At 57.0% G+C, this 26,272-nt stretch carries 19 protein-coding genes, 1 tRNA gene, 2 rRNA genes and 5 pseudogenes; 12 read left to right on the top strand and 15 right to left on the bottom strand.

Annotated features, from left to right (window positions below; translation table 11 throughout):
- The first annotated feature begins 78 nt into the window (after nucleotides 1-78).
- The 4 genes and pseudogenes from O9X91_RS16715 to O9X91_RS16730 form a co-directional block, all read left to right on the top strand.
- Nucleotides 79-3,137: ribosomal RNA gene (locus O9X91_RS16715) — 23S ribosomal RNA — on the top strand.
- A gap of 396 nt (nucleotides 3,138-3,533) precedes the next feature.
- Nucleotides 3,534-3,648: ribosomal RNA gene (gene rrf, locus O9X91_RS16720) — 5S ribosomal RNA — on the top strand.
- A gap of 240 nt (nucleotides 3,649-3,888) precedes the next feature.
- Nucleotides 3,889-3,965 (top strand) — tRNA-Met (locus O9X91_RS16725).
- A 163-nt stretch (nucleotides 3,966-4,128) separates the two neighbouring features.
- Nucleotides 4,129-4,233, top strand: a pseudogene (locus O9X91_RS16730) (IS630 family transposase); the annotation flags it as partial.
- A 210-nt stretch (nucleotides 4,234-4,443) separates the two neighbouring features.
- Here the strand turns inward: O9X91_RS16730 and O9X91_RS23890 are convergent.
- The 3 genes and pseudogenes from O9X91_RS23890 to O9X91_RS16740 form a co-directional block, all read right to left on the bottom strand.
- A pseudogene (locus O9X91_RS23890) lies at nucleotides 4,444-5,103 on the bottom strand (IS3 family transposase); the annotation flags it as partial.
- Nucleotides 5,100-5,446 (bottom strand): annotated as a pseudogene (locus tag O9X91_RS23895) (transposase); the annotation flags it as partial. The pseudogenes O9X91_RS23890 and O9X91_RS23895, both read right to left, overlap by 4 nt.
- 42 nt (nucleotides 5,447-5,488) lie before the next feature.
- Entirely contained in the window at nucleotides 5,489-6,514 is a 1,026-nt protein-coding gene (locus tag O9X91_RS16740; RefSeq protein WP_142914327.1) for a LacI family DNA-binding transcriptional regulator, read from the bottom strand.
- Nucleotides 6,515-6,689: 175 nt separating this feature from the next.
- On the opposite strand from O9X91_RS16740, the gene O9X91_RS16745 reads away from it, so the two are divergent.
- The 6 genes from O9X91_RS16745 (at nucleotide 6,690) to O9X91_RS16770 (ending at nucleotide 11,983) form a co-directional block, all read left to right on the top strand.
- Nucleotides 6,690-7,643 (top strand): sugar ABC transporter substrate-binding protein, encoded by a 954-nt coding sequence (locus O9X91_RS16745; protein ID WP_142914328.1) that lies wholly within the window; start codon nucleotides 6,690-6,692, stop codon nucleotides 7,641-7,643.
- Nucleotides 7,644-7,769: 126 nt separating this feature from the next.
- Entirely contained in the window at nucleotides 7,770-8,891 is a 1,122-nt protein-coding gene (locus O9X91_RS16750; protein WP_077984632.1) for an ABC transporter permease, read from the top strand.
- Nucleotides 8,891-9,679 carry an ATP-binding cassette domain-containing protein gene (locus O9X91_RS16755; protein WP_044460120.1) on the top strand — a complete coding sequence of 263 codons (789 nt, stop codon included), beginning with the start codon at nucleotides 8,891-8,893 and terminating at the stop codon, nucleotides 9,677-9,679. Before O9X91_RS16750 ends, O9X91_RS16755 begins: the two co-directional genes overlap by 1 nt.
- An 84-nt stretch (nucleotides 9,680-9,763) precedes the next feature.
- Nucleotides 9,764-10,558 (top strand): TIM barrel protein, encoded by a 795-nt coding sequence (locus tag O9X91_RS16760; RefSeq protein WP_191218420.1) that lies wholly within the window; start codon nucleotides 9,764-9,766, stop codon nucleotides 10,556-10,558.
- Nucleotides 10,559-10,581: 23 nt separating this feature from the next.
- Nucleotides 10,582-11,601: a Gfo/Idh/MocA family oxidoreductase gene (locus tag O9X91_RS16765; RefSeq protein WP_142914334.1), complete on the top strand. Its 1,020-nt coding sequence runs from the start codon at nucleotides 10,582-10,584 to the stop codon at nucleotides 11,599-11,601.
- A 97-nt stretch (nucleotides 11,602-11,698) separates the two neighbouring features.
- Nucleotides 11,699-11,983, top strand: a complete 285-nt coding sequence (locus O9X91_RS16770; protein ID WP_142914335.1) for a MurR/RpiR family transcriptional regulator — start codon at nucleotides 11,699-11,701, stop codon at nucleotides 11,981-11,983.
- A gap of 281 nt (nucleotides 11,984-12,264) precedes the next feature.
- On the opposite strand, the pseudogene O9X91_RS16775 reads toward O9X91_RS16770, so the two are convergent.
- The 7 genes and pseudogenes from O9X91_RS16775 to O9X91_RS16805 form a co-directional block, all read right to left on the bottom strand.
- A pseudogene (locus O9X91_RS16775) lies at nucleotides 12,265-13,016 on the bottom strand (IS6 family transposase).
- A gap of 85 nt (nucleotides 13,017-13,101) precedes the next feature.
- Nucleotides 13,102-14,358 carry an NAD(P)/FAD-dependent oxidoreductase gene (locus O9X91_RS16780; RefSeq protein ID WP_142913330.1) on the bottom strand — a complete coding sequence of 419 codons (1,257 nt, stop codon included), beginning with the start codon at nucleotides 14,356-14,358 and terminating at the stop codon, nucleotides 13,102-13,104.
- Nucleotides 14,359-14,377: 19 nt separating this feature from the next.
- The gene (locus O9X91_RS16785) at nucleotides 14,378-15,172 is read right to left on the bottom strand and encodes an amino acid ABC transporter ATP-binding protein (RefSeq protein ID WP_269827138.1); all 795 of its coding nucleotides are present in this window, start codon (nucleotides 15,170-15,172) and stop codon (nucleotides 14,378-14,380) included.
- Nucleotides 15,169-15,825 carry an amino acid ABC transporter permease gene (locus O9X91_RS16790; RefSeq protein WP_077984671.1) on the bottom strand — a complete coding sequence of 219 codons (657 nt, stop codon included), beginning with the start codon at nucleotides 15,823-15,825 and terminating at the stop codon, nucleotides 15,169-15,171. The genes O9X91_RS16785 and O9X91_RS16790 overlap by 4 nt, the downstream gene beginning before the upstream one ends.
- Nucleotides 15,825-16,538 carry an aspartate/glutamate racemase family protein gene (locus O9X91_RS16795; RefSeq protein WP_077984672.1) on the bottom strand — a complete coding sequence of 238 codons (714 nt, stop codon included), beginning with the start codon at nucleotides 16,536-16,538 and terminating at the stop codon, nucleotides 15,825-15,827. Before O9X91_RS16795 ends, O9X91_RS16790 begins: the two co-directional genes overlap by 1 nt.
- Nucleotides 16,539-16,548: 10 nt before the next feature.
- Nucleotides 16,549-17,382, bottom strand: a complete 834-nt coding sequence (locus O9X91_RS16800) for a transporter substrate-binding domain-containing protein (protein ID WP_269833324.1) — start codon at nucleotides 17,380-17,382, stop codon at nucleotides 16,549-16,551.
- A 29-nt stretch (nucleotides 17,383-17,411) separates the two neighbouring features.
- Entirely contained in the window at nucleotides 17,412-17,876 is a 465-nt protein-coding gene (locus tag O9X91_RS16805; protein ID WP_077984673.1) for an Lrp/AsnC family transcriptional regulator, read from the bottom strand.
- A gap of 111 nt (nucleotides 17,877-17,987) precedes the next feature.
- Between O9X91_RS16805 and O9X91_RS16810 the strand changes: the two genes are divergently transcribed.
- Complete coding sequence (locus O9X91_RS16810; protein WP_269833323.1) at nucleotides 17,988-18,917, top strand: LysR substrate-binding domain-containing protein; 930 nt, start codon at nucleotides 17,988-17,990, stop codon at nucleotides 18,915-18,917.
- Here the strand turns inward: O9X91_RS16810 and O9X91_RS16815 are convergent.
- On the bottom strand, nucleotides 18,908-20,659 hold the full coding sequence (locus O9X91_RS16815) for a thiamine pyrophosphate-binding protein (protein ID WP_269833322.1): 1,752 nt from the start codon (nucleotides 20,657-20,659) through the stop codon (nucleotides 18,908-18,910). The genes O9X91_RS16810 and O9X91_RS16815 overlap by 10 nt on opposite strands.
- An 819-nt stretch (nucleotides 20,660-21,478) precedes the next feature.
- Entirely contained in the window at nucleotides 21,479-22,894 is a 1,416-nt protein-coding gene (locus O9X91_RS16820; protein ID WP_269833321.1) for an MATE family efflux transporter, read from the bottom strand.
- Nucleotides 22,895-23,052: 158 nt separating this feature from the next.
- On the opposite strand from O9X91_RS16820, the gene O9X91_RS16825 reads away from it, so the two are divergent.
- Nucleotides 23,053-23,568: a MarR family winged helix-turn-helix transcriptional regulator gene (locus tag O9X91_RS16825; protein ID WP_269833092.1), complete on the top strand. Its 516-nt coding sequence runs from the start codon at nucleotides 23,053-23,055 to the stop codon at nucleotides 23,566-23,568.
- Between the two features lie 17 nt (nucleotides 23,569-23,585).
- On the opposite strand, the gene O9X91_RS16830 is transcribed toward O9X91_RS16825, so the two are convergent.
- The 3 genes and pseudogenes from O9X91_RS16830 to fabF form a co-directional block, all read right to left on the bottom strand.
- Nucleotides 23,586-23,774 carry a hypothetical protein gene (locus tag O9X91_RS16830; protein ID WP_142913336.1) on the bottom strand — a complete coding sequence of 63 codons (189 nt, stop codon included), beginning with the start codon at nucleotides 23,772-23,774 and terminating at the stop codon, nucleotides 23,586-23,588.
- Nucleotides 23,775-23,839: 65 nt separating this feature from the next.
- A pseudogene (gene ftsZ / locus O9X91_RS16835) lies at nucleotides 23,840-24,809 on the bottom strand (cell division protein FtsZ).
- A 51-nt stretch (nucleotides 24,810-24,860) separates the two neighbouring features.
- Nucleotides 24,861-26,156 (bottom strand): beta-ketoacyl-ACP synthase II, encoded by a 1,296-nt coding sequence (gene fabF, locus O9X91_RS16840; protein ID WP_142913338.1) that lies wholly within the window; start codon nucleotides 26,154-26,156, stop codon nucleotides 24,861-24,863.
- Nucleotides 26,157-26,272 lie beyond the last annotated feature (116 nt).

The raw sequence follows: 26,272 nt of genomic DNA on the forward strand, positions 1-26,272 counted from the left end.
GGAAATGACTTGATTGTAAAAGGTAATCAAGTTGCCGTTCCTTTGGAGCGGCTATGGATGAGCATAGACAATGAGAACGAAGAAGTGAATTAAGGGCATTTGGTGGATGCCTTGGCATGCACAGGCGAAGAAGGACGTGATACGCTGCGAAAAGCCGTGGGGAGCTGCGAATAAGCTTTGATCCATGGATCTCCGAATGGGGCAACCCACCTTAAATACCTAGAAAATCATTCCTGTTGGAATGATTTGTCTAGTCTTGTTTGATCTCACGTGCCGTATCGCACTTCCTTTTGAAGTGCTGGCACTGCGATGGCGCGCTGCACGAGCAGCGACGGACTAGCGTCCTGTATGGGTACCTTGCTCAAGCTTGAGTGTGGCAGCCATACAGACCGATAGGTCGTCGCCAACAGTTTGGCGCCCGTCCGGAGCGAAGCAGCGCAAGCTGCGACAGCGTGAGGACAAAACAAGCCCGGCACGTCCGGGTGGGACAGAGCAACCGGAATGGTTTCTAGGTATTGTTATAAGGTATCTTACTTTCGAATACATAGGGGTAAGAAGCGAACGCAGGGAACTGAAACATCTAAGTACCTGCAGGAAAGGACATCAACCGAGACTCCGCAAGTAGTGGCGAGCGAACGCGGACCAGGCCAGTGGCAATGATGAATAAAGCGGAACGATTTGGAAAAGTCGGCCATAGAGGGTGATAGCCCCTTACGCGTAGAACAGTCATTGTCCTTGAGTAGGGCGGGACACGTGAAATCCTGTCTGAACATGGGGAGACCACTCTCCAAGCCTAAGTACTCGTGCATGACCGATAGCGAACAAGTACCGTGAGGGAAAGGTGAAAAGCACCCCGACGAGGGGAGTGAAATAGAACCTGAAACCGGATGCCTACAAACAGTCGGAGCTCGCAAGGGTGACGGCGTACCTTTTGTATAATGGGTCAACGACTTAGTGTAACTAGCAAGCTTAAGCCGGTAGGTGTAGGCGCAGCGAAAGCGAGTGTTAATAGCGCGACATAGTTAGTTGCATTAGACCCGAAACCGAGTGATCTAGCCATGAGCAGGCTGAAGGTTGGGTAACACCAACTGGAGGGCCGAACCCATAACTGTTGCAATAGTTCGGGATGACTTGTGGCTAGGGGTGAAAGGCCAATCAAACTCGGAAATAGCTGGTTCTCCGCGAAATCTATTTAGGTAGAGCGTCGACCTTATACCCTCGGGGGTAGAGCACTGGATGGGCTATGGGGACTCACCGTCTTACTGATCCTAACCAAACTCCGAATACCGAGGAGTACTAGTCGGCAGACACACGGCGGGTGCTAACGTCCGTCGTGAAAAGGGCAACAACCCTGACCTCCAGCTAAGGTCCCCAAGTCATGGCTAAGTGGGAAAGGATGTGAGGATCCCAAAACAACCAGGATGTTGGCTTAGAAGCAGCCATCATTTAAAGAAAGCGTAACAGCTCACTGGTCTAAATAAGGGTCTTTGCGCCGAAAATGTAACGGGGCTAAAGCCATGCACCGAAGCTGAGGATTGTGGCAACCTTCGGGTTGCTTCAGTGGTAGCGGAGCGTTCCGTAAGTCTGTGAAGGCGGACCCGTGAGGGCTGCTGGAGATATCGGAAGTGCGAATGTTGACATGAGTAACGATAAAGGGAGTGAGAGACTCCCTCGCCGAAAGACCAAGGGTTCCTGCTTAAAGTTAATCTGAGCAGGGTTAGCCGGCCCCTAAGACGAGGCGGACACGCGTAGTCGATGGGAACCACGTTAATATTCGTGGGCCTGGTGGTAGTGACGGATCTCGTGTGTTGTTCAACCTTATTGGATTGGTTGGGCGGCGAAGAGGTTCCAGGAAATAGCTCCACCGTATAGACCGTACCCGAAACCGACACAGGTGGTCAGGTAGAGTATACCAAGGCGCTTGAGAGAACTATGTTGAAGGAACTCGGCAAATTGCACGCGTAACTTCGGAAGAAGCGTGACCCTTTTGTACGCAAGTATGATGGGGTGGCACAGACCAGGGGGTAGCGACTGTTTATCAAAAACACAGGGCTCTGCGAAGTAGCAATACGACGTATAGGGTCTGACGCCTGCCCGGTGCTGGAAGGTTAAAGGGAGGGGTGCAAGCTCTGAACTGAAGCCCCAGTAAACGGCGGCCGTAACTATAACGGTCCTAAGGTAGCGAAATTCCTTGTCGGGTAAGTTCCGACCTGCACGAATGGCGTAACGACTTCCCCGCTGTCTCCAACATAGACTCAGTGAAATTGAATTCCCCGTGAAGATGCGGGGTTCCTGCGGTCAGACGGAAAGACCCCGTGCACCTTTACTATAGCTTTACACTGGCATTCGCCAAGGCATGTGTAGGATAGGTGGTAGGCTTTGAAGCAGGGACGCCAGTTTCTGTGGAGCCATCCTTGAAATACCACCCTTATCTTCGTGGATGTCTAACCGCGGTCCGTTATCCGGATCCGGGACAGTGTATGGTGGGTAGTTTGACTGGGGCGGTCGCCTCCGAAAGAGTAACGGAGGCGCGCGATGGTTAGCTCAGACCGGTCGGAAATCGGTCGTCGAGTGCAATGGCATAAGCTAGCCTGACTGCGAGACTGACAAGTCGAGCAGAGACGAAAGTCGGTCATAGTGATCCGGTGGTCCCGTGTGGAAGGGCCATCGCTCAACGGATAAAAGGTACGCCGGGGATAACAGGCTGATGACCCCCAAGAGTCCATATCGACGGGGTTGTTTGGCACCTCGATGTCGACTCATCGCATCCTGGGGCTGGAGCAGGTCCCAAGGGTATGGCTGTTCGCCATTTAAAGCGGTACGTGAGTTGGGTTCAGAACGTCGTGAGACAGTTCGGTCCCTATCTGCCGTGGGTGTAGGAATATTGACAGGATCTGTCCCTAGTACGAGAGGACCGGGATGGACGTATCTCTGGTGGATCTGTTGTCCTGCCAAGGGCATAGCAGAGTAGCTATATACGGAATGGATAACCGCTGAAGGCATCTAAGCGGGAAACCAACCTGAAAACGAGTGTTCCCTATCAGAGCCGTGGAAGACGACCACGTCGATAGGACGGGTGTGGAAGCACAGCAATGTGTGAAGCTTACCGTTACTAATAGCTCGATCGACTTCTTCGTTCCCATTGATTATGTTCATCGAACAAAGTTCGATGACATCATCTTCTGTCCTGACGCCCGAAGGGCTCCGGACGGGCCGCGCCACAGGGCGCGACGACCTCTGGTCTGTATGGCTGCCATGCTCATTGTTGAGCAAAGGTGGAATACCGACAGGTCACAGAAAGACGTGTAATTAAGATAAAAAGTGGCAATGCCACCCAGCTTCTCGAAACAACAGTTTCCATGTGAAAACATGGTCTGTGATCGCTTGGATCAGACGTTGCCTCATATGCGAGGTGACCGTATGGCCAATTGGTGTCCCCTGTGAGCGGCAAGCGAACAGGATAAGGTACACCAATAAACAAGCAATCATATGATCCATGCGAAACGCATGGATCATATGTTGCGTTTTGCCGACCTGGTGGTTATCGCGGGGCGGCCGCACCCGTTCCCATTCCGAACACGGCCGTGAAACGCCCCAGCGCCAATGGTACTTCGTCTCAAGACGCGGGAGAGTAGGTCGCTGCCAGGTCTGCAAAACGCAACTCAAAATCTTCTCAATCACACTCTTCGGCCCAGCCGACAAAAAGGGCCGCTACATGCGGCCTTTTGTCATTCAAGGCAAAGATTTAAAGGCAATAAAAATGGCGTACAAAATCATGTGCGCCCCTTAAAGGAGATAAATTGCTCCGCAATTTACTCCGCCAGAGTTCCGTCGTCGCTAAAGCAACGACGCAGACGCGACATTCGGCTTCGCCGAATGCGCTGGTAACGCGGGGTGGAGCAGCCCGGTAGCTCGTCAGGCTCATAACCTGAAGGCCGCAGGTTCAAATCCTGCCCCCGCAACCAAAACTTATATGACTATCAAGACTTTAATCGGCCTCCTTCGGGAGGCCGAAGTCGTTTTTACCCCTAGCACAACGCTAGGGCAGATTCTGTGGTCGATGAATCGATTGTGAAGTGACAGGGCGAGCGGAAGCTGATTCAACATCCATTGCGAAAGAGGTGGATGATGGGACGAGCACTGAGCGATGATCTTCGACTACGCGTGTTAAAAGCGTCTGCGGCGGGCATGTCTGCGCGCCAGTCGGCGGCGCGGTTCGGGGTTGGGATTTCGATGGTGACCTTGCCCCCAAGTTTTATCCAGTTTTGAGTTTGCTCCAGCGGTTTTGGGTTGCTGTATTCGGGGCGGTAGCGGCGGGTTGCGGTGCGGAGCCATTTCGGCTGCGCAGCACCGCATCACGTCGCGGGTTGATGGGTCTTGGGCGAACTCGGCGGGCGTCAGCCAGCCGAGGCCGGAATGCGGTCGATGATCGTTTGTAATCGCTGCGCCAGTTTGAAAGCCCTGATCGAGCATGGGGCAGTGACGAGAGAGCGTTTCATTCAGAAACTCGTCTCGCAGCCGCCCGTTGAAGCTTTCGATGAAGGCGTTCCGGATCGGCTTGCCAGGCGCGATGTAGTGCCATTCCACTTTGGTCCGATCCGTCCATTGCAGGATTGCGTTGCTGGTGAACTCGCTGCCATTATTGCTGACGATCATCTTCGGCTTGCCTCGTCTCTCGATGATCCGGTCCAACTCACGGGCAACCCGCAGGCCGGAAAGAGACGTATCGGCGACGAGGCCCAGGCATTCCCTAGTGCAATCGTCGACGAAGGTCAGCACCCGGAACCTGCTTCCATCGGTGTGTTGATCCGACACGAAGTCCAGTGACCACCGATCATTGGCGGCAAGCGGGACCAGTATCGGTGCTCGTGTGCCTATCGCTCGTTTTCGACCGCCGCGCTTGCGCACCGTCAGCTTCTCTTCCCGATAGAGCCGGAAGAGACGCTTGTGGTTCACCAGGTGACCCTCACGCCTGGGCAGCACATGAAGGCGTCGATATCCAAAGCGGCGACGTTCATGCGCCAGCGCCTTCATCCGCTCGCGAAGGTCATAGTCATCGCTGCGCCTGGTTTCGCAACGGATCGTCATCCGGCAAAAGCCGATGGCTTTACACGCCCGCCGTTCGCTCATCTGGTGGTGGATCATCAGATGAGTGACAGCGTTCCGCCTTGCTGCGGGCGTCACCATTCTTTCCCAAAAGGTCTTTCAAAGCCGCATTGCCGAGCATCGCATCTGCAAGGAGCCGTTTCAGCTTCGTGTTCTCGTCTTCCAGCGTCTTCAGACGCTTGGCTTCGGATACGTCCATGCCGCCGAATTTGGCCTTCCATTTATAGATGCTGGCATCGCTGACGCCGTGCTTGCGGCAAAGCTCCGAGACCCGCGTGCCAGCCTCGTGCTCCTTCAGAATGCCGATGATCTGTTCGTCTGTGAAACGATTGCGCTTCATTCCCTGGTCCTCTCAATGGGCCAGAGCTTACTTCAAAATGGATTATTTCAACGGGGCAAGGTCAGCCGACCTTAATGTTGAGTTTCGAACGACGAGCTCTCCCCGGAGAGTGACCGTCTTCAAATCCGAGTGCCCCTTGACCATACTCAGAATTGCATCAATCATTTCGTCGCGCGGTTGCTCATAGGTGGTAATGCCATATCCGAACGAACCGGATAGCTCGTAGTTGTCGAAGCCCACTATCGCAATGTCTTCAGGCACTTGAAGGTGGAATCGCGCCCTGATTTCATCCATGGCGCCCATCGCCAGAATGTCGTTTTCGCACATCAGGACATCGATGCGATCGTCAGGAGACGCCTCACTCAAGTACTTCCTCACCGAGGCGGCGCCAGCGTCCAGGCTGTATTTTTCCGCGCTCATGTGGACAATGTCCTGGATACCTTTTTCCGCCCAAAACTCCGTGAAATAGTGACTTCTTTTTAAAGCTGTAGACAAAGCCGTAGCACCACTCATGAAGCCTGGGCGCTTATATCCCCCCGCATGAAGGTGGTCTACGATTTCCTTGAGGGCCAGTTCCGCGTCGCAGACAACAGCGGGAACGCCGTCGATCTGACTGTCGCGTGCAAGCACGAACATAGGCGGCATGCCTTGCCCCTGCTGCAGGTCTGTCAGAGTTTCGTCACGAAACGCTGTACCAAAGAGAATGATGGCATCGACCTGACGCTGGTCCGCGTGGAGAAGGGCGTTTACATGGTCAAAGTGACTGTTGATATTGATCAGCATCACCACCAGGCCGGCCGCCTGGAGCTTCTCGGTGAGCGCCTCAAGGAAGGGGAGTTTTTGCGGGTTGGAAAAGTCATCCACGAAGACGGCGATCTGTCCCGTCGAGTTGGTTGCGAGGCTTCGTGCAAGGAGGTTCGGCGTATAGTTCAAAGCTGCAGCAGTTTCCAGTACCTTCCGCTTGCTTTCGTCAGTAATAGAGGCGCCCGGTGTGAAAGCGCGTATTACGGTCCACTTCGAGACTCCCGCCGCATCCGCTACCTGTTTTGCCGTTGCTCTCTTGCGCATGAACTCTCCGGTAATGGAACATAAATTCCATTTTTCTGATCCAGTGAAATGAATGCTTGCTTTTAACGCATTGTGACGTAACGTGCACCTGCTTGCACCCGGTAGCAAACAAATTTGCACCCGGTAGCATTCGAATTTGTCATCCAGAGGAGTGGGTGACATTGAGGAGGAAAAAATGAAATCCATTTGGAAGAATGTCGCTTCTGCGGCTATTGCTGTTTCACTGGCTGCAGCGGGGTCGATAGGCGTCAGAGCCGATGAACAGCCCAGCATCATTGCTGTCACTCATGGGCAAGCGTCCGACCCCTTCTGGTCGATCGTGAAAAACGGTATGATGCAGGCCGGCAAGGACATCAATGCCAAGGTTGACTATCGTGCACCGGAGACCTTCGACATGGTCGCGATGGCTCAGCTCATTGAAGCCGCAGTCAATCAGAACCCGGCGGGTATTGTAATTTCCAATCCCGATCCGGATGCGCTGGGCCCGGCGATTGCCAAGGCTATTGCGGCCGGTATCCCCGTCATTTCCATGAACTCCGGCATTGCCGCAACGGAAAAGCTGGGCATCAGGCTCCATGTTGGCCAGGACGAACTTACCGCAGGCGTGAAGGTCGGCGAAAAACTGAAGTCGCTCGGCAAGAAACACGTCCTTTGCGTAAACCAGGAGGTCGGAAATGCCGCTCTTGACCAGCGTTGCGCGGGGACGGCGAAGGGCTTCGAAGGTGGAAAGGTTACGGTCCTGCCGACGACAGCCGACCCGGCGGAAATTGAATCGAAGATTCAGGCTGCTTTAACCTCAGATCCTTCCGTCGATGTCGTACTTGGCCTGTCGGCACCCCTCGTTGGTGAGCGGGCGGTCGCTGTTGTCGAGAAGATGGGCAATGGTGACAAGGTCAAGGTCGCTTCTTTCGATCTTTCGGCGAATTTCCTGAAGGCTGTTTCGGAAGGCAAGGCACTGTTTGCCGTGGACCAGCAACCCTACCTTCAGGGGTATCTTCCGGTCACATTCCTCGCGCTGAATGCAAGATATGGCACGATTCCTGCTGGAAACGTTGCCTCGGGTCCGAGCTTTGTCGAGAAGGATACCGCCGCTTCGGTGATTGAGAAATCCTCCCAGGGTATCCGCTGAGCGGGACCCATCTAGCAGCTCTCGCACCTCCGGCGGGAGCTGCCCTCATCGCCTGGCATCCGATCCGCGTGACGCGTGAACGGCAACCGATGGCGCACGTAGAAAACTTACATCTGAGGTATGCCCATGACGCTGGCCAACGAACAGAACGGGTCACCGACTCGATCCGACGAGCGCCTGAAAAAGGTTTCGACTTTGACCGCGCTCGCGCGACGTCCGGAACTCGGCGCCGTCGCAGGATTGGTGCTCGTTACGATATTCTTCATGCTCACCGCAAACCCAGCCATGTTCACACTTGCCGGTATTGTAAACTTCATGGCGCCAGCAGCCCAGCTCGGAATTCTTGCGGTTGGTGCGGCACTTCTAATGATCGGCGGCGAGTTCGATCTGTCCATCGGCTCGATGGTCGCATTCGCGGGGCTGGTTTTCGGCACGGCCCTTGTCGTCCTTAATCTCCCGCTCAGTGTCGCGATCCTGATCGCGCTTGCTTTTGCCGTGGTCATAGGTGTCACCAATGCCCAGCTCACCATGCGCACCGGGCTTCCATCGTTCATAGTGACGCTTGCGTTTCTCTTCATTCTTCGCGGCTTAACGCTCGTCGGCCTGAAGTGGGCGAGCGGCGGTTCAACCCAGCTTCGCGGGATGAGAGAGGCTGTTGCGGACAGTCCCCTTGCGCCGCTCTTTTCAGGCGACGCCTTCCCGGGTCTCTTCACATGGCTTGGCAATGCAGGAATTATCGAGACCTTCCCGAACGGAACGCCGAAAGTCCCGGGTATTCCGGTGGAAATCCTCTGGTTTGTGCTCATTGCACTCGTCGCGACATGGGTTCTGCTTCGCACACGATTTGGAAACTGGATTTTTGCATCGGGCGGTGACCCGAAGGCTGCCCGCAAGTCGGGTGTTCCTGTCGCCCGTGTAAAGACCACCCTATTTATCGTAACCGCGATGTGCGCCACTCTTGTCGCCATTCTAACTGTCCTCGACGCCGGTTCGACTGATGCCCGACGCGGCTTTCAGAAAGAATTCGAAGCAATTATCGCGGCCGTTATCGGCGGATGCCTTCTCACCGGCGGCTACGGTTCGGCGATCGGCGCATTTTTCGGTTCGATCGTCTTTGGTATGGTTTTGATCGGCCTCACCTACACGTCAATCGACCAGGATTGGTACCTCGTCTTCCTCGGCGGGATGCTGCTGACTGCAGTTATTTTCAACAACATCATTCGTAAGCGTGTGACGGGAGAACGCTGATGAGCACGACCCAGACACCACTCGTCGAGGTCAAGAACCTCGTCAAGCACTTCGGCTCGATTATCGCACTTAACGGCGTTTCGCTGAGTGTCCACGCAGGAGAGGTTCTGTGCCTTCTCGGAGATAACGGAGCCGGCAAATCAACCCTGATCAATACTCTTTCTGGCGTTCACAGGCCGACATCCGGCGACTTCCTCGTCGAGGGGAAACAACATCTCTTTACCGGTCCAAGAGATGCGCTCGATGCGGGGATCGCGACCGTCTACCAGGATCTGGCGATGATCCCGCTGATGTCTGTCACAAGAAACTTCTTCATGGGTCGCGAGCCGTTAAAGGGCTTCGGTCCGTTCAAATACATGGACATGGAATTCGCGGATCGCGTTACCAGCGAAGAAATGAAGAGAATCGGCATCGATGTTCGTGAACCCGGACAGGCCGTCGGCACGCTCTCCGGTGGCGAACGTCAATGCGTGGCGATCGCACGCGCCGTGTATTTCGGGGCAAAAGTCCTCATTCTTGACGAACCGACATCTGCACTCGGTGTTGCGCAAACCTCGATGGTCCTGAAGTACATCGATCAGGTTCGTAGCAAAGGTCTGGGCGTCATTTTCATTACCCATAACGTCAGACACGCTTTTGCCGTCGGCAACCGTTTCACAGCTCTGAACAGGGGAAAGACGCTGGGGACATTTGCCAAGCATGAAATCGACCTCGATGGCCTGCAGAATCTGATGGCCGGCGGCAAGGAACTACAGTCGATCTCCGCGGAGCTGGGCGGCACCATCTGAAGACACTTGGAAACATCAATTTTGGCTCGGCGCATTCGCCGGGCCTCGGGACAGCCATATCCAAAATCCAGGAAACCACCCCAAATGAGCAATGCGAATATTAGCCCGTTTCCGTTAGCGGCTTGCGCGGAGATGCTGTGGCGGGACAAGCCGATCGAATGGCGCGCCTCCCGATTGAAGGAGCAGGGATTTGGCGTCGGCCTCTGGAATTGGCCAGAGCACGACATCAGCAAGCTCGAAGCCACCGGTGCAACCTTCACAATTATGAACGGTTACCTGACAGGCCGCCTCACCGATGATGAGGGCGCAGCCGAACTTTTGAGAACCGCACGCGAAACGGCTCAGATTGGCAAACGTCTTGGCGTTCAGCGCCTCAATCTTCACGGCACAGGCCTCGGGGATCGTGGACTGCCGGTTCAGCCTGTCGAGGTCGTCACGGGAACCATGTGGCTGAAGGCTCAGGAGACGCTATGCCGTATCGTTGACCTCGCGGAAGAAGAAAATGTGGTTTTCACACTGGAGAACCTGAACCTTCCCGTCGATCACCCCGGCGTGCCGTTCGGGCGCGCCGAAGACACGTTGGCGCTTGTATCCAGCATCGATCACCCGCGTCTGCGTTTGAACCTTGACCTCTACCACGCGCAGATCGGTGAGGGGAACCTGATCGAACTTTGCCGCAGGAGCCTGTCGTGGATCGGTGAGATTCAGGTGGCTGACGTACCCGGCCGATTTGAGCCGGGCACCGGCGAGGTGAATTGGAAGGGGATCGCAAAAGCCCTGAGCGATATGGGCTACTCCGGCCCGATCGGGATGGAAGCTTGGGCATCCGGAGATGCCGACGCAGCGCTCGCTGCCTTCCGCGAAGCCTTCACTCTCTGATTTCAAAAACAGGACTAAAAATTATGACCAAGGTCAAAACAGTCAACGTCGGACTTATCGGGGCAGGGCGCATCGGTTCATTCCATGGGGAGAGTGTCGCAAGAAGGCTCGTAGACGCGGAGCTTGTGGCCGTCGCTGATCCCGCTCCCGGGGCCGCCGCAAAACTTGCAGACGCGCTGGGCGCCGACGCTTCTTATACCGACGTCGCAGAAATGCTTTCTCACCCCGGTCTGGATGCGGTCATTATTGCCACACCTGCACGCTTTCACACCAATATCCTTGTGCAGGCGGCGGAGGCCGGTAAAGCGATCTTCTGCGAAAAACCGATGGCACTCACGCTTGAAGATGCGGATCGCGGCATTGCGGCCGCCAAGGCCGCGGGTGTTCCCCTGCAGGTCGGTTTTAATCGCCGTTGGGACCAGGCATTTTTTGAAGGCCGCGCAGCGATCGACGCTGGAAAGATCGGTGCGGTTCAACTCATCCGGTCGCTGACACGCGATCCGGGTCCGTTCGGCGGTGATCCTGACAGTATTCCGTTGTGGACGATCTTCTATGAAACCCTTATACACGACTTCGACACATTGCTTTGGTTGAACCCCGGCGCAAAGCCTGTCGAAGTGTTTGCAATGGCAGGTGCATTGGTTCGCCCGGATGCACGCGACAAGGGCTTCCTAGACACGGCGGTCGTCAATATCCGCTTTGACAACGGGTCTATTGCGGTTGCGGAAGCAAACTTCTCTGCAATGTACGGCTACGATATTCGCGGCGAAGTATTCGGCTCCGGCGGAATGGTCACGATGGGCGACGTACGACGTTCGAGCATGACGCTGTTCGACGCGACTGGCGTATCCAACGACACATGGCGGCGCGACACGGACCACTTCGTCCAAGCCTACACGGCGCAGCTTGCTTCTTTCGTTGAGGCGGCTCGTCGCGGTGTTGTTCAGAATGCACCCACGGGAGCTGATGCTCGCAACGCTCTGGCGATCGCCCTTGCTGCCATTGAATCCGTGTCGAGAAAACAGCCGGTTCCTGTGAGTTGAAGGCCTAGCTGACAGGGGCGCTGTCGGCCTCTGTCAGCACATATATGTTGGAAAAGTTCGTGACCAGAAGCCTGTTGGTGAGGCTAAGAGGATCATCATGGAAGCGAAAGCAGAAGTTCAGAAGCCAAAAACAGTTCTTGATCTGGAAAGCATGCTTGCGGTCCAAGGTGTGACGTTATCTTTCCGTCAAGAGCGAGTAGCGCGATTTGCGGTCGCCTATCCGGAAATCGTCGCCTTCGGTACAGCAAATTCCCTTGCTGTTCGTTGTTCAGTCACCCAGTCGACGGTGGTTCGGCTGGCAATCTCTCTTGGGTTTGAGAGTTATCGCGAATTCAGGCGCGTTTTTCGGCAGCACGTGAAAGTCAACGCAACCTACCGTTAGGTTATTGATTTTTGATTCTCGTCGCGCCTACCGTCAGAGAAAGCTGCTATTGCCAGATTTGTTGGCCCGTGTCTCGCCGCTCGGATAGGAGCATGTGTGGACGGCTCCTGCGGCACAGTGGTGATTCATGCGATATCGTTCGGTCGATTGCAATCATGTGTCCGGCCTACTCGTGCGACCGCACGGGTCGCTGGCCATGATGAAGTCCGCAGACAAGGTCCCAAACGGGCTTGTCGCAATCATTTCTGCACGTCGCAATTACCCTCTGACCGCCGCTGCTTTCACGCTTTGTTAACCTTTTGAAGTCCGAAGAGGCGCGCAAGGAGATCATTCTGGTCGTTTACGGTCCAGCCGCCTGAAAAACCGAAGCCTTCCTCAGCCACAGCATCGCCTCGAAACCCGCGATCGTTCGCCGCGCCGTGTTGAATGACTGGAAGCCACCAATCTTCGGCATGTTCTTCTTCACCCGGAAATGGTCGCTCTCGATGCCTTGCTGCAGGTGTTTGGTGACGTAGTGCACGGGATCCGGATGCAGAAGCCCATCGTCAACCGACGTTTTAATCGCCGATGGAAACGTATTGGCGTCATCCGTGCCGATCCTGCCGGGCGACAATAACGGATCATCTTTCAGCATTTTGCGGAAGAAACGCTTGGCGGCATCGAGGTCGCGCTTGGCTGTCAGCAGGAAATCAACGGGATTTCCTGCTTTGTCGATGGCGCGATACAGGTATCGCCATTTGCTGCGGACCTTCACATAAGTCTCGTCGATCCGCACCGATCCACAATGTGGTCGGCGAAACCGGCGAAGCCGCTTCTCGATAATGGGCGCATAAACCAGAACCCACCGATTGATCGTGCTGTGATCGACCTCGAAGCCACGCTCACGGAACATCTCTTCCAGATCCCGATAACTGAGCGGGTATCGCAAATACAACGTAACCGCCTGCACGATCACCCACGCCTCGAAATGCCTTCCCTTGAAATCGTCCTTTGATTGGCGCTTCAACTTCTCGGCAATGGCATTCAGAATCATTGGCTTGCTCCGCAACTTTTGGAGCGCGAATTTCTCTTCCGATGGTCAACTTTCCGTCAAGCTAGAAAATTTGCGACAAGCCCAATTATTGCCTGAAACGGTTCGGCAGAAACGGAAGCGCCTCGCCGCTGATGCGATTTTCGAGTGCGTCGAGCACGAGATCTGCTGTCTTGGGAGCGGCGGCAATGCCGACATGCCCGTGGCCGAATGCGGCGACAAGACCAGGGTGCCGCGACAGCGGGCCGATCACCGGCAGGCCATCCGGTGTGGAGGGACGATGCCCCATCCAGAGCCGAAGCCTGAGTGTCTTGTCCGTGGACAGATAGGGGTAGCTCGCCAGGGCATGCCGTTGCAGCACCTGCGCGCGCTCCCAATTCGGAGGTTTATCGACTGATGCGAGCTCGACCTGGCCCGAAAGGCGCAGACCCATGTCTGTCGGTGTGTTGGCCATCCGGCCGGTGCTCGGCATCACCGGGATCTCGAAAGGCGTTTGCCCCGATGTCACGGTCACATGGTAGCCCCGTTCGCTCTGCATCGGAATGCGCACGCCGAGCGGGCGCAGCAGATGGCCGGAATGTATGCCCGCAGCCACGACGATGCGGTCGGCAGATAACGTTTCGCCGCCCTCGAGCACGGCCTGCGGTGTCGCGCCGTCGAGGATGGCGGTCACGGCGGATTGGTGGAATTGGACGCCCCTGCGCCGCGCGGCGTCCACAATGCCGGCTACATAGCGCCCGGTGTCTCGGCAATGGGCACCGTTGACCACATGGATGGCGAACCGGTAGGCAGGGCCTAGTGCCGGCAGCCTTTCGCGGATTTCGGCCTCATTCCATTCCGCATAGGCAACGCCATTCTCGCGACGCAGCTCCCAGCTCAGTGCTTCCGCCTCGAAGGAGGCTCGGTCGGGATAGGCGTAGAGCAGCCCTTTTTGAAGAATGAGCTGCTCCTGTCCGGTCTTCTGCGCGAGCTCCAGATGCCGTTCGGGTCCATCGTGCAGCAGGAAGTTCAGTAATTTCGCCGTCCGGCGCACGCGTGCCTTGCTCGCACCTGCCCACAAAAAACGGAGGAGCCACGGCGCCAGCTGCGGCAGAGACGCCCAATCGATCGTCAGCGGCCCGTTTCGGTCGAGGAGGAAGCCGGGGACTTTCCGCCACAGGCCAGGCATGCTCATCGGGATGATCGATGCCGGGCTGATCCAGCCGCCATTGCCATAGCTTGCGCCGGCCTCGCTGCCTGGCGCATTGCCATCGCAAAGGACTACATCCCAGCCCGCTTCCGCTAATCTTAATGCTGTGGTGGCACCGATGATGCCCGCGCCGACCACGATTACCTTGCCTGTCATTGCCGTTTTCGTCCTGCTCTCAGGAAAGTCCGCCATGGAAATGGCTGAGGAATTCCCGCGTTTTCGTCTCGCGGGGTTCGTTGATGACCTGGCGCGCATCGCCCGACTCGATGACGAAGCCGTCCTGCATGAAGATGACGGTGTCGGCGACATCGCGGGCAAAAGCCATCTCATGGGTGACGAGGATCATCGTCATACCCTGCTCGGCGAGCTGGCGGATGACCGCCAGAACCTCACCCACCAGTGCCGGATCGAGTGCCGAGGTGGCCTCATCGAACAGCATGACCTCCGGTTTCATGGCCAGTGCCCGGGCAATCGCCACGCGCTGCTTCTGTCCGCCGGAAAGCTGCTCCGGGCGTGCATCGGCTTTCTCGACCAGCCCGACTTTGGAGAGCAGCTCCATCGCGAGTGTCCGCGCAGAATTGCTGTCCTGTTTCAACACGCTCACCGGCCCGATCATCACATTGTCGATGACGCTCATGTGCGGGAACAGATTGAAGTTTTGAAACACCATTCCCGTATTGGCGCGGAAGGTTGCCAGATCCCGGTCGTGCATGGCGACGTGGCCCGAGGAAAAGTCCATCCGCCTTCCGCCGATGGTGATGCAGCCCGCATCGGGCAATGACAGCAGATTGAGGCTGCGCAACAGGGTGGATTTTCCCGAACCGCTCGGCCCGATCATCGCCACGACATGACCGCGTGGCACGGAAAGATTGATATCTTTCAGGACCTCCAGCGGTCCGAAGGACTTCTTCAAGCCCACGACCTCGATCATCGGTTCCGTGCCGGCCATCGTCTGGATCTCGTTATTCATGTCCTGCGGCCCTCCAGCCAATGCGCCAGGCGTGTCATGGGAAACAGGACGGCCAGATAGATGGCTGCAATCAGGGTGTATGTTTCGAGTGGCCGGTAGGTGGCGGATGTCACCAGTTGACCTTGATAGAGCAGGTCGGGCACCGCGAGCACGGAGAGAAGCGAGGTGTTCTTGAGCTGCAGGACGGACTGGTTCACCAGCGGCGGCACCATGCGGCGCAAGGCCTGCGGCAGGATGATCTTGGCCATCAACTGGCCTCGCCGCATGCCGATCGCGCGGCCCGCATCCCATTGTCCCGTATCGATCGAGACGATGCCGCCCCTGATGATCTCGGCATAAAACGCGGCGCCGTACATGGTTAGCGTGATGAAGGCCGCCATCGCTGGCGAAATCTGGATACCGACCAGCATGGGCAGGGCATAATAACACCAGACCAGTTGCACGAGGACAGGTGTACAGCGGAACAGTTCCACGATCGTCATGATCGGAACGGTAACGACTTTCATCCCAGAGAGCCGGGCAAGAGCGAAGACCGTGCCGACGACGATGCCGGAGATGATGGTCAGAACAGTAAAGCCGACCGTATAACCCAAGCCTTGAAGAAACAGGCCGCGGTACTGCCAAAGGCCGGAGAAGTCCCATTGATACTGCATCACAGCGCGCTTTGTTCGGCCCCGCGGAATATCCGGGGAGAGGTTGATGTAAAAAGCCACTCGCCAAGCGTCAGGATGTCGAAGACCGGAAGGCCGAGGGCTGCCGAGATCGCCTGTGCAAAGGGCGGCATGTTGGTGCATTCCAGCACGATTGCGCCGACCGAGGGATGCTCGGCGATGAGCTTTCGGGCAACATCGATCACTTCGGCCTCCAGCGCCGCATGATCATATGCCGCGGAGCCCTCGATGAGCGCATGAAAAGCGCCGCCGGAGGGCACGCCGCGCACGGGCACCGATGGATCGGCCCCACAGGCTTCGAACACGTCATCACCCAGGCTGGCGGCATCATAGGTTATCACGCCGGGACGCAGCCCGGCGCCAAGCGTCATTTCCACCATGGGCAGCTGCATCAGGCTGGAGGCGGCGACCGGCACGCCGAGCGCCTCGGCCAATTTCCGCTGATGTCGCGCCATGAAGCCGCAAGACGTGATGATTGCGCTGCAGCCCTCCGAGATCAGCTCTCGTCCGGCGGCGATGAAATCTTCAACGAGACCCTCGCCGCCTGCACGGACGACGAGGGAAACGGACGCACCGCGCACTTTGCGAAACTTGACCGGAAAACGCCATGACCCGGCATGGCCGACATCACCAGGTGGACGCTCGAACGTCGTATCCAGCATGATGATGCCCAAGGCACCTGAGGAAGCGGACATTGGGTTCCTGTCAGAACGTCAGATTTGCAGGCAATGCAGCCTTGTCGACCCCGACGAGTGCGAGGCTTTCGACAATCCAGTTCGAGATCTTGCCCTGCTCGCGGCGCTCCGCAAGCCAGGTATCGACATAATCGCGGAACTCGCCATTCGGATCGCGGCGCACACCAATCGTGGTCGGCTGGCTTGCATGGGGTTCAGGAATGATAAGCTTGACATTCGGCGCAAGGTTCTTCGTCGTCACGACAGCAAGCAGGGCGACCTGAATGATGGCGTCGGCGCGGCCCGACTGAAGCGCCAGAATGGTCTCATCCGCAGATTTGAGCGCGACCAGTGTGCAGTTCGGCAGGTTCTTGCGGGCGAAATTGTCCTGTGTCGAGCCGAGGTCGACGGCTACCCGCATCTCCGGCCTGTTCATCTCCTCCCACTTCGTCACTTCCAGGTCCTTGCGGGCAACGAGGGTGAAAGTATTGTCCATCAACGCCTTGGTGAAGTCGACAACCTTGGCGCGCTCCGGATTGTTGCTAAGCCCGAACATGATGTCGATCTTGTTGCTTTGCAGATCGATCACGGAATTGCCCCAGGTCGTCTCGACCAACTCCAGTTTGACGCCGATATGTTGCGCCAGATCACGGCCCATTGCGACGCAGAAACCTTCCCACTCTCCGGTCGCCAGGTTCTTGTGATAATAAGGCTCGGTGCCTGCAAACACGCCGATCCGCAACGTACCGCGGGCTCGGATCGCTTCGAGCGTTGCGCCTTCGGTTGCTGCGAGAAGTGCGGAAGATGGGAGGAGTGTTGCAGCCCCTGCAAGCAGCATTACTCTTCCGAAGTCACGTCTGTTCATGGCCATATCCCCAGTTGATTATTCGTTCCCTATTGCGCCTTGCGGGCGATCAATGCGTTGTCGCGATTGATTTTATTGGAAAGCACGACCGAATAGGTCACGCTCTCGATTTCCTCGATCCGGGCAAGCTCTTCGATCAGGGCTTCCAGATCTTCCAAAAAATTGACGTTCACACGGCAGAGGATGTTTGCCGGGCCGCTGATCGCATCGGCTGTCAAGATCTCCGGGTAGCCGCGCAATACCACGAATAACCTTTGCGTGGCGCGCATGGCGGTGGTGATGAAGATATAGGCTGAAACGCTCTGATCGATCTCGCGGCGACCAACGATCGCACGATAGCCGAGAATGACGCCGCGGCGTTCCAGCCGCTCGAGGCGCTCCTGGACACTCGATCGTGCGAGGCCGACACGTCGGGCCAATTCACTGGCAGGCACGCGTGCGTTTTCCTCCAGGATGCTGAGCAGATTGCGGTCAATGCTGTCGCCGTAGTCCATGTCGTTCCCACTTTCTTTTGTGGAAAGACTGCGTTCAAACTTTCCCAAAGAAAAGCATTGAAAAATGGGTTCTTCATGACTTTTATTCATGATCCCAACAGGAGCTTCGTCATGCGCCGTTTTCTGCCATCCTTGAGTGCCCTGCATGCATTCGATGCATCCGTGCGTCACTTGAGTTTTACCAAGGCGGCCGAGGACATGGGGATCACCCAAAGCGGCATCAGCCGGCAAATAAAAAACCTTGAAGATTTTCTGGGTCTTACCCTGTTCGAGCGCGCCGGGCCTAAACTGATCCTGACGGAGGAGGGCACGCGGTATTATGATGAGATTTCGCGCCTTCTCGATAAGCTGGAAGATGTCTCCATCGATGCCGTCCGCGGTCGAAAAGCACAGAGCATGCTGAAGATCGGCTTTCCGCCGACACTGATGCGGCGTTGGGGCGCGTCGATGCTGACCGCGTTTGCAGCCGCGCATCCCCAGACATGGTTCGAGGTTTATCCCTGCCGTCACGATCTCGATTTTGCGACATCCGAGCTGGATCTGGCGTTTCTGCGCGGCATCGGAAATTGGAGCGGAGCGCGCAGCCAGCTGCTCTTCGACGAGGAATTGGTTGTAGTTGGCGCGCCGAAGCTGATGCCGCTGCAAGGTCTCCCGAACGACGAGGCGCTGCTGGAATATCCGCTGATCCAGAATTCCAGCCGCCCGAGCCTGTGGCTGCATTGGCTGCGGGGTGCAGGCGTGCACTACAAGAGCCGCATTTATGGCCCGCGCCTGCCGAACTTCGATATGATCCTTGAATGCGCCATCAACGGTATGGGACTGGCAATCGTTCCCGAATTCCATGTGCGCACCGAACTGGCCGCGGGGATTTTGAACCCCGCTCTAAGCAGGCTTCAGACATCGGGCGAGGGCTTTTATCTCTGTTTCCCGCAGGCGCGGATGAACTCGGCCAATGTGCGGATCTTCCGCGACTGGTTTGCTACCGAATTCGCGCGCCGGCGGCAATTCCTGCCTCTGACGCATCCCTTAAGTCAAAAATAGGACTTTTCTATGGGCGTCAGTTCAAGCGGATCTTCTCCCCGCTTCAATAGCCAGGAATAGACCGGCGGCACTCGGTCTGCGATGGATTCGACGTGAACGTCAATGAAGCACGGTCCGTCGTCATGGGTAAAGGCGGCTGCGAGTGCGGCATCGAGTTCCGAACCTGTCTTGGCTGTCCATGCCTTGAGGCCATAGGCTTCCGCGATTGCCTGACCGCGCGGCGCCAGAAAGTCCACGCCAAAGCACTGATTGTGACCTTTGAGCCGGTGGAGGCCCTTGATCCAGCCGAATGTGCCGTTGTTGAAGAGGATAAGGATTGCCGGTACCTGCAAGCGCACCAGCGTTTCCAATTCGCCGACCGTCATGCCGAACGATCCGTCGCCAAAGAGACCGATCGGCCTCTTGGATGGATCGGCCCGCCAGGCTCCGACCGTGGCGGGAAGTGCCGAACCAAGTCCACCGAAGGCGCGCGGAATGGCAAAACGCGTTTCACGATCATTGATTTTAAGGAAGCGCGTCATGTAGGGCGTCGGCGTGCCGGCGTCGGAGTAGATCAAAGCCGGCTTGCAGGAGGCATGGAGCGCCTCATTGAAGGCACGTACGGCCCTCTCCGGCCGCAAGGGAACCCGCTCGTCGGAAAGCGCTTCCTCGGCGTGCTCCCAGAAAACCTTTCGACGATCATTGAGGCTGCCGATCCACGCTTCGTGTCGGGCGGGTTCTATTGCAGCGTCCAGCGTCAGGAGTTCTTCCAGAACCAACAGGGCATCGCCCTGGATGGACAGCAGATTCTCATAGTTGTTCGCCATGATTTCCGGGGAGATATCGATCTGCGCCAGACGGCGATTGAGGGTGATCCGCGGGAAGGTCCAGCCGATGGTGACGACCGAGCCGATGCGCGAGCCAACGAAGAGCGTGAAATCCGAATGCTCCAGCGCCCAGTTCGCATGGGGATGAAAGCCGTTGTCGCCGATGACGCCGATGGCGAGGCGGTGGTCGTCGTCAATGGCGCCCTGGCCGGTCATTGTCGTGCACATGGGCACGTTGTATTTTTCGGCAAGCTGCGTGATCCGGTCGCCGGCACGCGCGCGGTTTACCCCGCCGCCTGCCACGATCAGCGGCCTCTCGGCCCTGGCCAGAAGTTTGAGCAGGTCCTCCAGCTTCGAGCGCGGCGGCAGTGTCGGGTAAGCGGGGAAGGTGCGGCATTCCTCTTCGACATGAAGGGAGATCCGCCCCGGGTCCACTTCGGCAAGCAGCATGTCCTCCGGAATTTGCAGATGCACGGCGCCGGGTTTGCCGGAGCATGCGACACGAAAAGCCCGGCGGATGATTTCCGGCAGTTTTTCCGGCGATTTCACCTGAACGGACAGTTTCGTCACCGGCTCGAAGAGCTTAGCGCAGTCGAGTTCCGTCAGAACGCCGCGGCCTTCGCCGGGAAGCGGGATGTCGATGGTGAGAAGGATTACTGGCACGGACGAGCCGTTCGATTCGGCGACCGGGGGCAGCGAATACATCGCGCCCGCGCCTGAGGGGCACTCGAAAACCCCCGGTCTATTGGTGAACCGCCCATAGGCGTCAGCCATGTAGCCGGCTGAACGCTCATCGCGGGCCATGACATGACGAATCTTGTCTTCACGCAACTGAAGGGCCTCGTAGAGAGGAACGTTGGTGTCCCCCGGGACGCCGAAAATCGTGTCGACCCCGTAACCGATGAGCATTTCCACCAAAATATCCGCTCCACGCATTTCGTTCTCTCCTGTCTGTGCTGCAGGAGGATAGGACCGTCGGGAGCCGGCGGGGACCGGCGATGTGTCGGGTCTATGAAGCGTGAACCGTCAGATTGCCGGTCTCGGCCGCTGCACGGCCTGTCGCCCACGGAAATACTCAGACGAAATTCACTATGTAGGCCGCTACTCGCTTTGCGCCTGGTGCAAAGAATTCCGGTCGCTGCCGAGGCGGCTGCCGAACTCTCACCGCGAGGCAAAGCGCTATTGCCAGATTTGTTGGCCCGTGTCTCGCCGCTCGGATAGGAGCACATCAATCTCGACGGACAATATCGTTGGCCAAAGTCTAAGCGTAGGATCTCTTCGAGGCATCTTTGGCATTCACGGCAGCCAAAGCCTGTTCAATCGACGTGTAAATCTCGGTATCGATGCCTTTAGCGCGCCACGAGACGACGCTTAGGACGTCGCCACGCCTGTTTTTTCTGGCAAAGAGAACCGTTCCAGGCGGTAGGTCGCTGTGGTGGATCATTGAGAGCACCTCCGTTCGAACGTATGGCCAGAATTCGTTGGGTATCCCCATTGCCAAAAGCGCCTGCAACTCGTTCCAGAACAGTTTCGAGCTAATCGTGCGATCGTCTTTCTGAACTACAACTACATAACGGCTTGCCTGTCGCAGGCGGAGCAGTACAGGCAAGCTTGTTGACTGGGGTGACACGTGTTGTCGACAGTTCATCAGCGGTGAAATTCCGTCTATCTTGATATGATTTTCGAAGCCAGCGGTGAGAACCAACCCGTTGACGCCTTTGCGATGGCGATCTTCTGGTTGGGTACTCGACGTCTCTACCGGGCAGTTTGAACGTCCTGTTGCCTGCCAAGATGGAAAATGCGGCGCGGCAGCACGGCGACGGCCGTTAATCCACCGTATGCGATGGCCGCCACCGCCACGATCTGGAAAAGGGAATTGAGACTCGCCTCAAACCAGATCACCGAAGCCCACCCGACGAAAGCAGCCAGGATCATCCTGACTGTTCCGGCAAGAACCGGGAGAAGAACACGCTTCAGTCCCTGGCTTGCAAAATAAAGTGCCAGTCCCAATCCAACCGCACCATAGGCCGGTGCGACGATTTGCAGATACTGCGAGCCTAGCTGCTGCACATCCGGATCTGCCGTGAACAATCTCATCCAAATCATGGGGAACAGAGTGGCGAGAATGCCGATTGTCTGCGTGATGCCAAATGCAATACCTGCGCCAACCCAGGCGACCCGGCGGGCTTGTTCGATCTGGCCCGCTCCGATATTAATCCCGACCATGGTGACGATAGCGGTTCCAAGACCGAAGATGATGGGGATTTGCAGATAATCAAGCCGCGATGCAATGCCGAACCCCGCAATCGCGTCTGCGCCGAAGTGACCAACGGCTGCCGTTACGAACGTAACCGTCAGATTTACCTGGATCGTGCCGACAGCGGAAGGCAGGCCGACACCCAGAATGTCCTTGAACAGTCGACCTTGCAGCGGAACGCTTTTAAGCTTCAGCGGGCTGCTTGACGAGCGCAGGTAAAGGGCAAGCACCAGTGCCGCGATCAGATAATAAATGAAGACCGCGGCGCCTCCGCCTGCCACGCCGAGCTGCGGGAAGGGCCCCCAGCCGAAAATCAACGGCGGCGACAGGACGAGGAGAAGGAACGCGCCGGAGATGATGACGAGTGCAGGCACGTTCACGTTGCTAGCGCCCCGCAGGGCTGCCGAAAGCAAAGCCGTGATCCAGATCGGAATGGAGCCTGCGAACACAATTCCTGAATAGATGAGGGCGGCCTTCAGGGTTTCTCCCGTCCCTCCCATTGAGCGGTAGAGCAGAGGTCCAAGGAGGATTGCAGCGACTGAGAAAATGGCTCCGAATACTGTGGCCAGAACAATCGAATGCCAGACGAGCCCATCGGCATCAGCGTGGCGGTTGGCACCCAGCGCTCGCGCCACGGCTGAGGAAACTCCGCCTCCAATTCCGCCATTCGACATCATTTGCATCAGCATGAGGACCGGAAAGACGAGGGTCACACCTGCTAAAGCCTCGGTCCCAAGGAAACTGACGAAATAGGTTTCCGCGACCCCAACAAAGGTCTGGACCACGAGAACGACGACCGTGGGCAATGCCAGCCGGAACAGCGCGGGTGTGATTGCTCCATGAAGAATTCCATATGGTGTCTTCTGTGAAATTGTTGAGACGTGAGAATTTTTGCTGTCCGGCATATCGGCCATGGCTGATCCTAAAAAGTTCTCCGAGGCTCTGCTCCGCTCCCAAGGCCGGGGTTCGCAACCGGTTCTCAGAATTTAAAAATAGATTGGTTTCGAAATCTAAATTATATAGAGTTCATTCGCAATCTAAAATATCGCTTACGAGCGTGAGACCGGAGCCCGTGCAGGTGTTCAAAACCCATGTTTCCGATCAAGGATCGATAAAAGCTGAAATGGTGGAAAACCCACTTGCCGGGGACCTATGCTTTGCCGTGCAGCGGACAAACCGCATCATCTCCCGCCAGATCAACGATGCATTGCGCTCGACAGGACTAACGGCAGAGCAGATATTTCTTCTTGCAGCGATTGGTGAAGCAGGTTCCCCTCGAATATCGGAAGTTTCGCTACTTCTTGGCCTTGACCACTCAACCGTCGTTTCAAATCTAAAACCCCTGGTGAGAAAGAATTGGGTGACGATGTCCGTGGATGTCGATGATCGCAGGGCACGAAGGCTTCTGCTCACCTACAACGGGAGCGCTCGGCTTGTAGTGGCATTTGAACGTCTTCGGAAACTTGAAGACACACTGGTGAAAAAGGTTGGCGGGGCACAGAATACTCTTAGCCTTTGCCGGATGCTTAGCGAGCTATCAACAGCGTGCGCTGGACCTAGGCCGCGCGCAGCCGACACCGGCACCTGACTGCAAGGATACAGCCATCACCCTCTATTTTCGGCGCCGTCTTCCCGTACTATCTCCTCATGGGGCTGTGCCTTTAAGCCAGCCACTTCGGTCTCCAGCCGGTCCAGCCGTTTCTCCAGCGCGATGAGGTAGTCTCCCTGCGGATCGTCGATACCCAGGACGACATCTTCCCACGATCGCCATTTTTCTCGAAAGCGTTTCAACATTTAAAATCTCCATCGCCATCAACTTTATAAGTCGGCATTTGCATGCCTGGCAGTTTGAGCGAGCGTTATGCCATTCTCTCTGAAAGAGAGATCACCTCTGCCGGTTGCCGCAAACCGGTTGCGACAACGGAAACTCTTAACCGCCCTGTCAGTGCATCATTGAATGTCGCGCCGACGACGATATTGGCGTCGTCATCGACCTCCTCGCGAACACGTGTTGCCGCTTCGTCGACATCAAAAAGGGTCATGTCCGGTCCGCCGGAGATCGAGACGAGAAGGCCTCTTGCTCCCCTGACGGACGCTTCATCGAACAGCGGATTGGCAATCGCTGCCTCGGCGGCATGTCGGGCGCGGGCGTCTCCCGTTGCCTCGCCCGTGCCCATGACCGCTCTGCCCATGTCACGCATGACTGACCTTACATCGGCGAAGTCGAGATTGATCAATCCTTCCTTGACGATCAGATCGATGACGGAACTGACCCCGGCATGCAGCACATGATCTGCCATTTCGAATGCATCCGCGAAGGTCGTCTTCGCATCGGCAACCCGGAACAGATTCTGATTGGGGATGACGATCACCGTGTCTGCGCATTCGCTGAGTACCTTCGAATGTGAAGGGCATGGTGACGACGCCGACCGTCAGTATGCCTGCCTTGCGCGCAGCACGGGCGATGACGGGTGCGGCACCTGTTCCCGTTCCTCCCCCCATGCCCGCCGTCACGAAACACATATGCATTCCGTCGAGGTGGTCCATGATCTCATCAATCGACTCTTCGGCTGCCGCCTGTCCAATGTCAGCCAGTGATCCGGCACCAAGTCCTTCCGTGACGGTCAGGCCAAGCTGGATAAGGCGTGGGGCTTTTGACATCGACAAAGCCTGGGCGTCGGTGTTCGCAACGACAAACTCTGCGCCCTCGAGATCGTGCATGATCATGTTGTTGACAGCATTGCCGCCGCCACCGCCGACGCCGATGACGGCAATCCTTGGCTTGAGGAGCGTTATGCCGGGCGGTGAAACGACAGTCGTTGGTTGCATAGTGGGAGTGTCCTGGTGGAGACTTTGTTTAAAGGTGACCACGCGCGGGGGCTAGTCAGCCAATGGCGTTCGACTGCCTCTCTTCGGCCAGCGTCGAAACACTGCACTTGCATTGACCCCACCGAAGCCGAAGCCATTGGATATCGCATACTCAACATCGAGAGGTCGGGCATCGTTTGCGACAAAGTCGATGCCATTGGCCTCAAGGTCTGGTGAACTGAGATTCAAGGTCGGGGGCGCGATCTGGTGCTGGAGCGCCAGGATCGTAAAAATAGCCTCAAGGCCGCCGGCGGCCCCCAGCAGGTGTCCCGTCGCCGACTTCGTCCCGCTGACGGCGATCGACTTCTTTTGGCCGAACAGGCTCTTGATTGCTCTGAGCTCTCCGAGATCTCCAACCGGGGTCGAAGTCGCATGTGCGTTCAGATGGCCGATTTCGTGCGGGGCGATACCCGCCTGGGCGATGGCAATCTCCATCGCCCTGCGCGCGCCGCTTCCGTCCTCTGGGCCTGAGGTAATGTGGTGGGCGTCGGCTGTCGTGCCGTACCCGACGAGTTCGGCAATCGGCGTCGCACCACGAGCAAGGGCGTGGCTCAACGCTTCAATGACGAGGATGCCTGCGCCTTCACCCATCACGAAGCCGTCGCGGGCGGTGTCGAAAGGACGTGAGGCCTTGGCCGGGGTCTCGTTAAAGCCTGTCGATAGCGATCTTGCCGCTGCGAAACCACCAAGGCTGACAATGTTCATACAGGCCTCGGTTCCGCCACAAACCGCAATGTCGGCTTCATTGGACCTGATCAGTCGCGCTGCATCGCCAATCGCCTGAACGCCGGCGGCGCATGCCGTCACCGGCGCTCCCAGCGGGCCTCTGAAACCATGCCGGATAGAGACTTGTCCGGCGGCGAGATTCACGAGAAAGGATGGAATGGTGAAGGGCGAGAGGCGGCGGACGCCGCGTTGGTCGACGGTACGCACCGCCTCCGTTATCGCGGGAAAGCCACCGATGCCCGATGCGATGATTGTCGCCGTTCTCAGTTTTTCTTCTTCGGAAGCTGGCTTCCAGTTCGCCTGTGCGAGAGCCTCTTCCGCCGCCGCCAGCGCAAAGATGATGAAGCGGTCGACCTTACGTTGATCCTTCGAGGGCAGGGTCTTGTCAGGATCAAATCCTCCTTCAGGATCTTCAGCCAGGGAAGGGACCACGCCTCCGATTTTTGAAGGCAAATCCCCGACGATGTCGTCGCCCAGCCGTCGGATCCCGCTTTTGCCAGCAAGAAGCCGGGACCAGGAGATATCGACATTTGCACCAAGGGGGCTGACGGCTCCCATTCCCGTGACAACGACACGACGCATTTGCATTTCCACCTGTTAACGATCAAAATTTTGGCATGCCTTCGGCACCCGACCGAATGACCGGTCGTGAACTTGGGACATGCGGTTCGCGCTATTCTCTTCTGATAGCGTGGGGC

The organism is Agrobacterium salinitolerans (genome assembly GCF_027498475.1).
GTDB lineage: Bacteria > Pseudomonadota > Alphaproteobacteria > Rhizobiales > Rhizobiaceae > Agrobacterium > Agrobacterium salinitolerans.

Excerpts from the sequence above, each read along its gene's own strand:
- O9X91_RS16755 (WP_044460120.1), top strand. The coding sequence starts at position 8,891 with ATGAGCACGACCCAGACACCACTCGTCGAGGTCAAGAACCTCGTCAAG.
- O9X91_RS16810 (WP_269833323.1), top strand. The coding sequence starts at position 17,988 with ATGCGCCGTTTTCTGCCATCCTTGAGTGCCCTGCATGCATTCGATGCA.
- O9X91_RS16780 (WP_142913330.1), bottom strand. The coding sequence starts at position 14,358 with ATGACAGGCAAGGTAATCGTGGTCGGCGCGGGCATCATCGGTGCCACC.
- fabF (WP_142913338.1), bottom strand. The coding sequence starts at position 26,156 with ATGCGTCGTGTCGTTGTCACGGGAATGGGAGCCGTCAGCCCCCTTGGT.
- O9X91_RS16795 (WP_077984672.1), bottom strand. The coding sequence starts at position 16,538 with ATGTCCGCTTCCTCAGGTGCCTTGGGCATCATCATGCTGGATACGACG.
- O9X91_RS16760 (WP_191218420.1), top strand. The coding sequence starts at position 9,764 with ATGAGCAATGCGAATATTAGCCCGTTTCCGTTAGCGGCTTGCGCGGAG.
- O9X91_RS16805 (WP_077984673.1), bottom strand. The coding sequence starts at position 17,876 with ATGGACTACGGCGACAGCATTGACCGCAATCTGCTCAGCATCCTGGAG.
- O9X91_RS16815 (WP_269833322.1), bottom strand. The coding sequence starts at position 20,659 with ATGCGTGGAGCGGATATTTTGGTGGAAATGCTCATCGGTTACGGGGTC.
- O9X91_RS16820 (WP_269833321.1), bottom strand. The coding sequence starts at position 22,894 with ATGGCCGATATGCCGGACAGCAAAAATTCTCACGTCTCAACAATTTCA.
- O9X91_RS16790 (WP_077984671.1), bottom strand. The coding sequence starts at position 15,825 with ATGCAGTATCAATGGGACTTCTCCGGCCTTTGGCAGTACCGCGGCCTG.
- O9X91_RS16785 (WP_269827138.1), bottom strand. The coding sequence starts at position 15,172 with ATGAATAACGAGATCCAGACGATGGCCGGCACGGAACCGATGATCGAG.
- O9X91_RS16770 (WP_142914335.1), top strand. The coding sequence starts at position 11,699 with ATGGAAGCGAAAGCAGAAGTTCAGAAGCCAAAAACAGTTCTTGATCTG.
- O9X91_RS16800 (WP_269833324.1), bottom strand. The coding sequence starts at position 17,382 with ATGAACAGACGTGACTTCGGAAGAGTAATGCTGCTTGCAGGGGCTGCA.
- O9X91_RS16745 (WP_142914328.1), top strand. The coding sequence starts at position 6,690 with ATGAAATCCATTTGGAAGAATGTCGCTTCTGCGGCTATTGCTGTTTCA.
- O9X91_RS16765 (WP_142914334.1), top strand. The coding sequence starts at position 10,582 with ATGACCAAGGTCAAAACAGTCAACGTCGGACTTATCGGGGCAGGGCGC.
- O9X91_RS16740 (WP_142914327.1), bottom strand. The coding sequence starts at position 6,514 with ATGCGCAAGAGAGCAACGGCAAAACAGGTAGCGGATGCGGCGGGAGTC.
- O9X91_RS16750 (WP_077984632.1), top strand. The coding sequence starts at position 7,770 with ATGACGCTGGCCAACGAACAGAACGGGTCACCGACTCGATCCGACGAG.
- O9X91_RS16830 (WP_142913336.1), bottom strand. The coding sequence starts at position 23,774 with ATGTTGAAACGCTTTCGAGAAAAATGGCGATCGTGGGAAGATGTCGTC.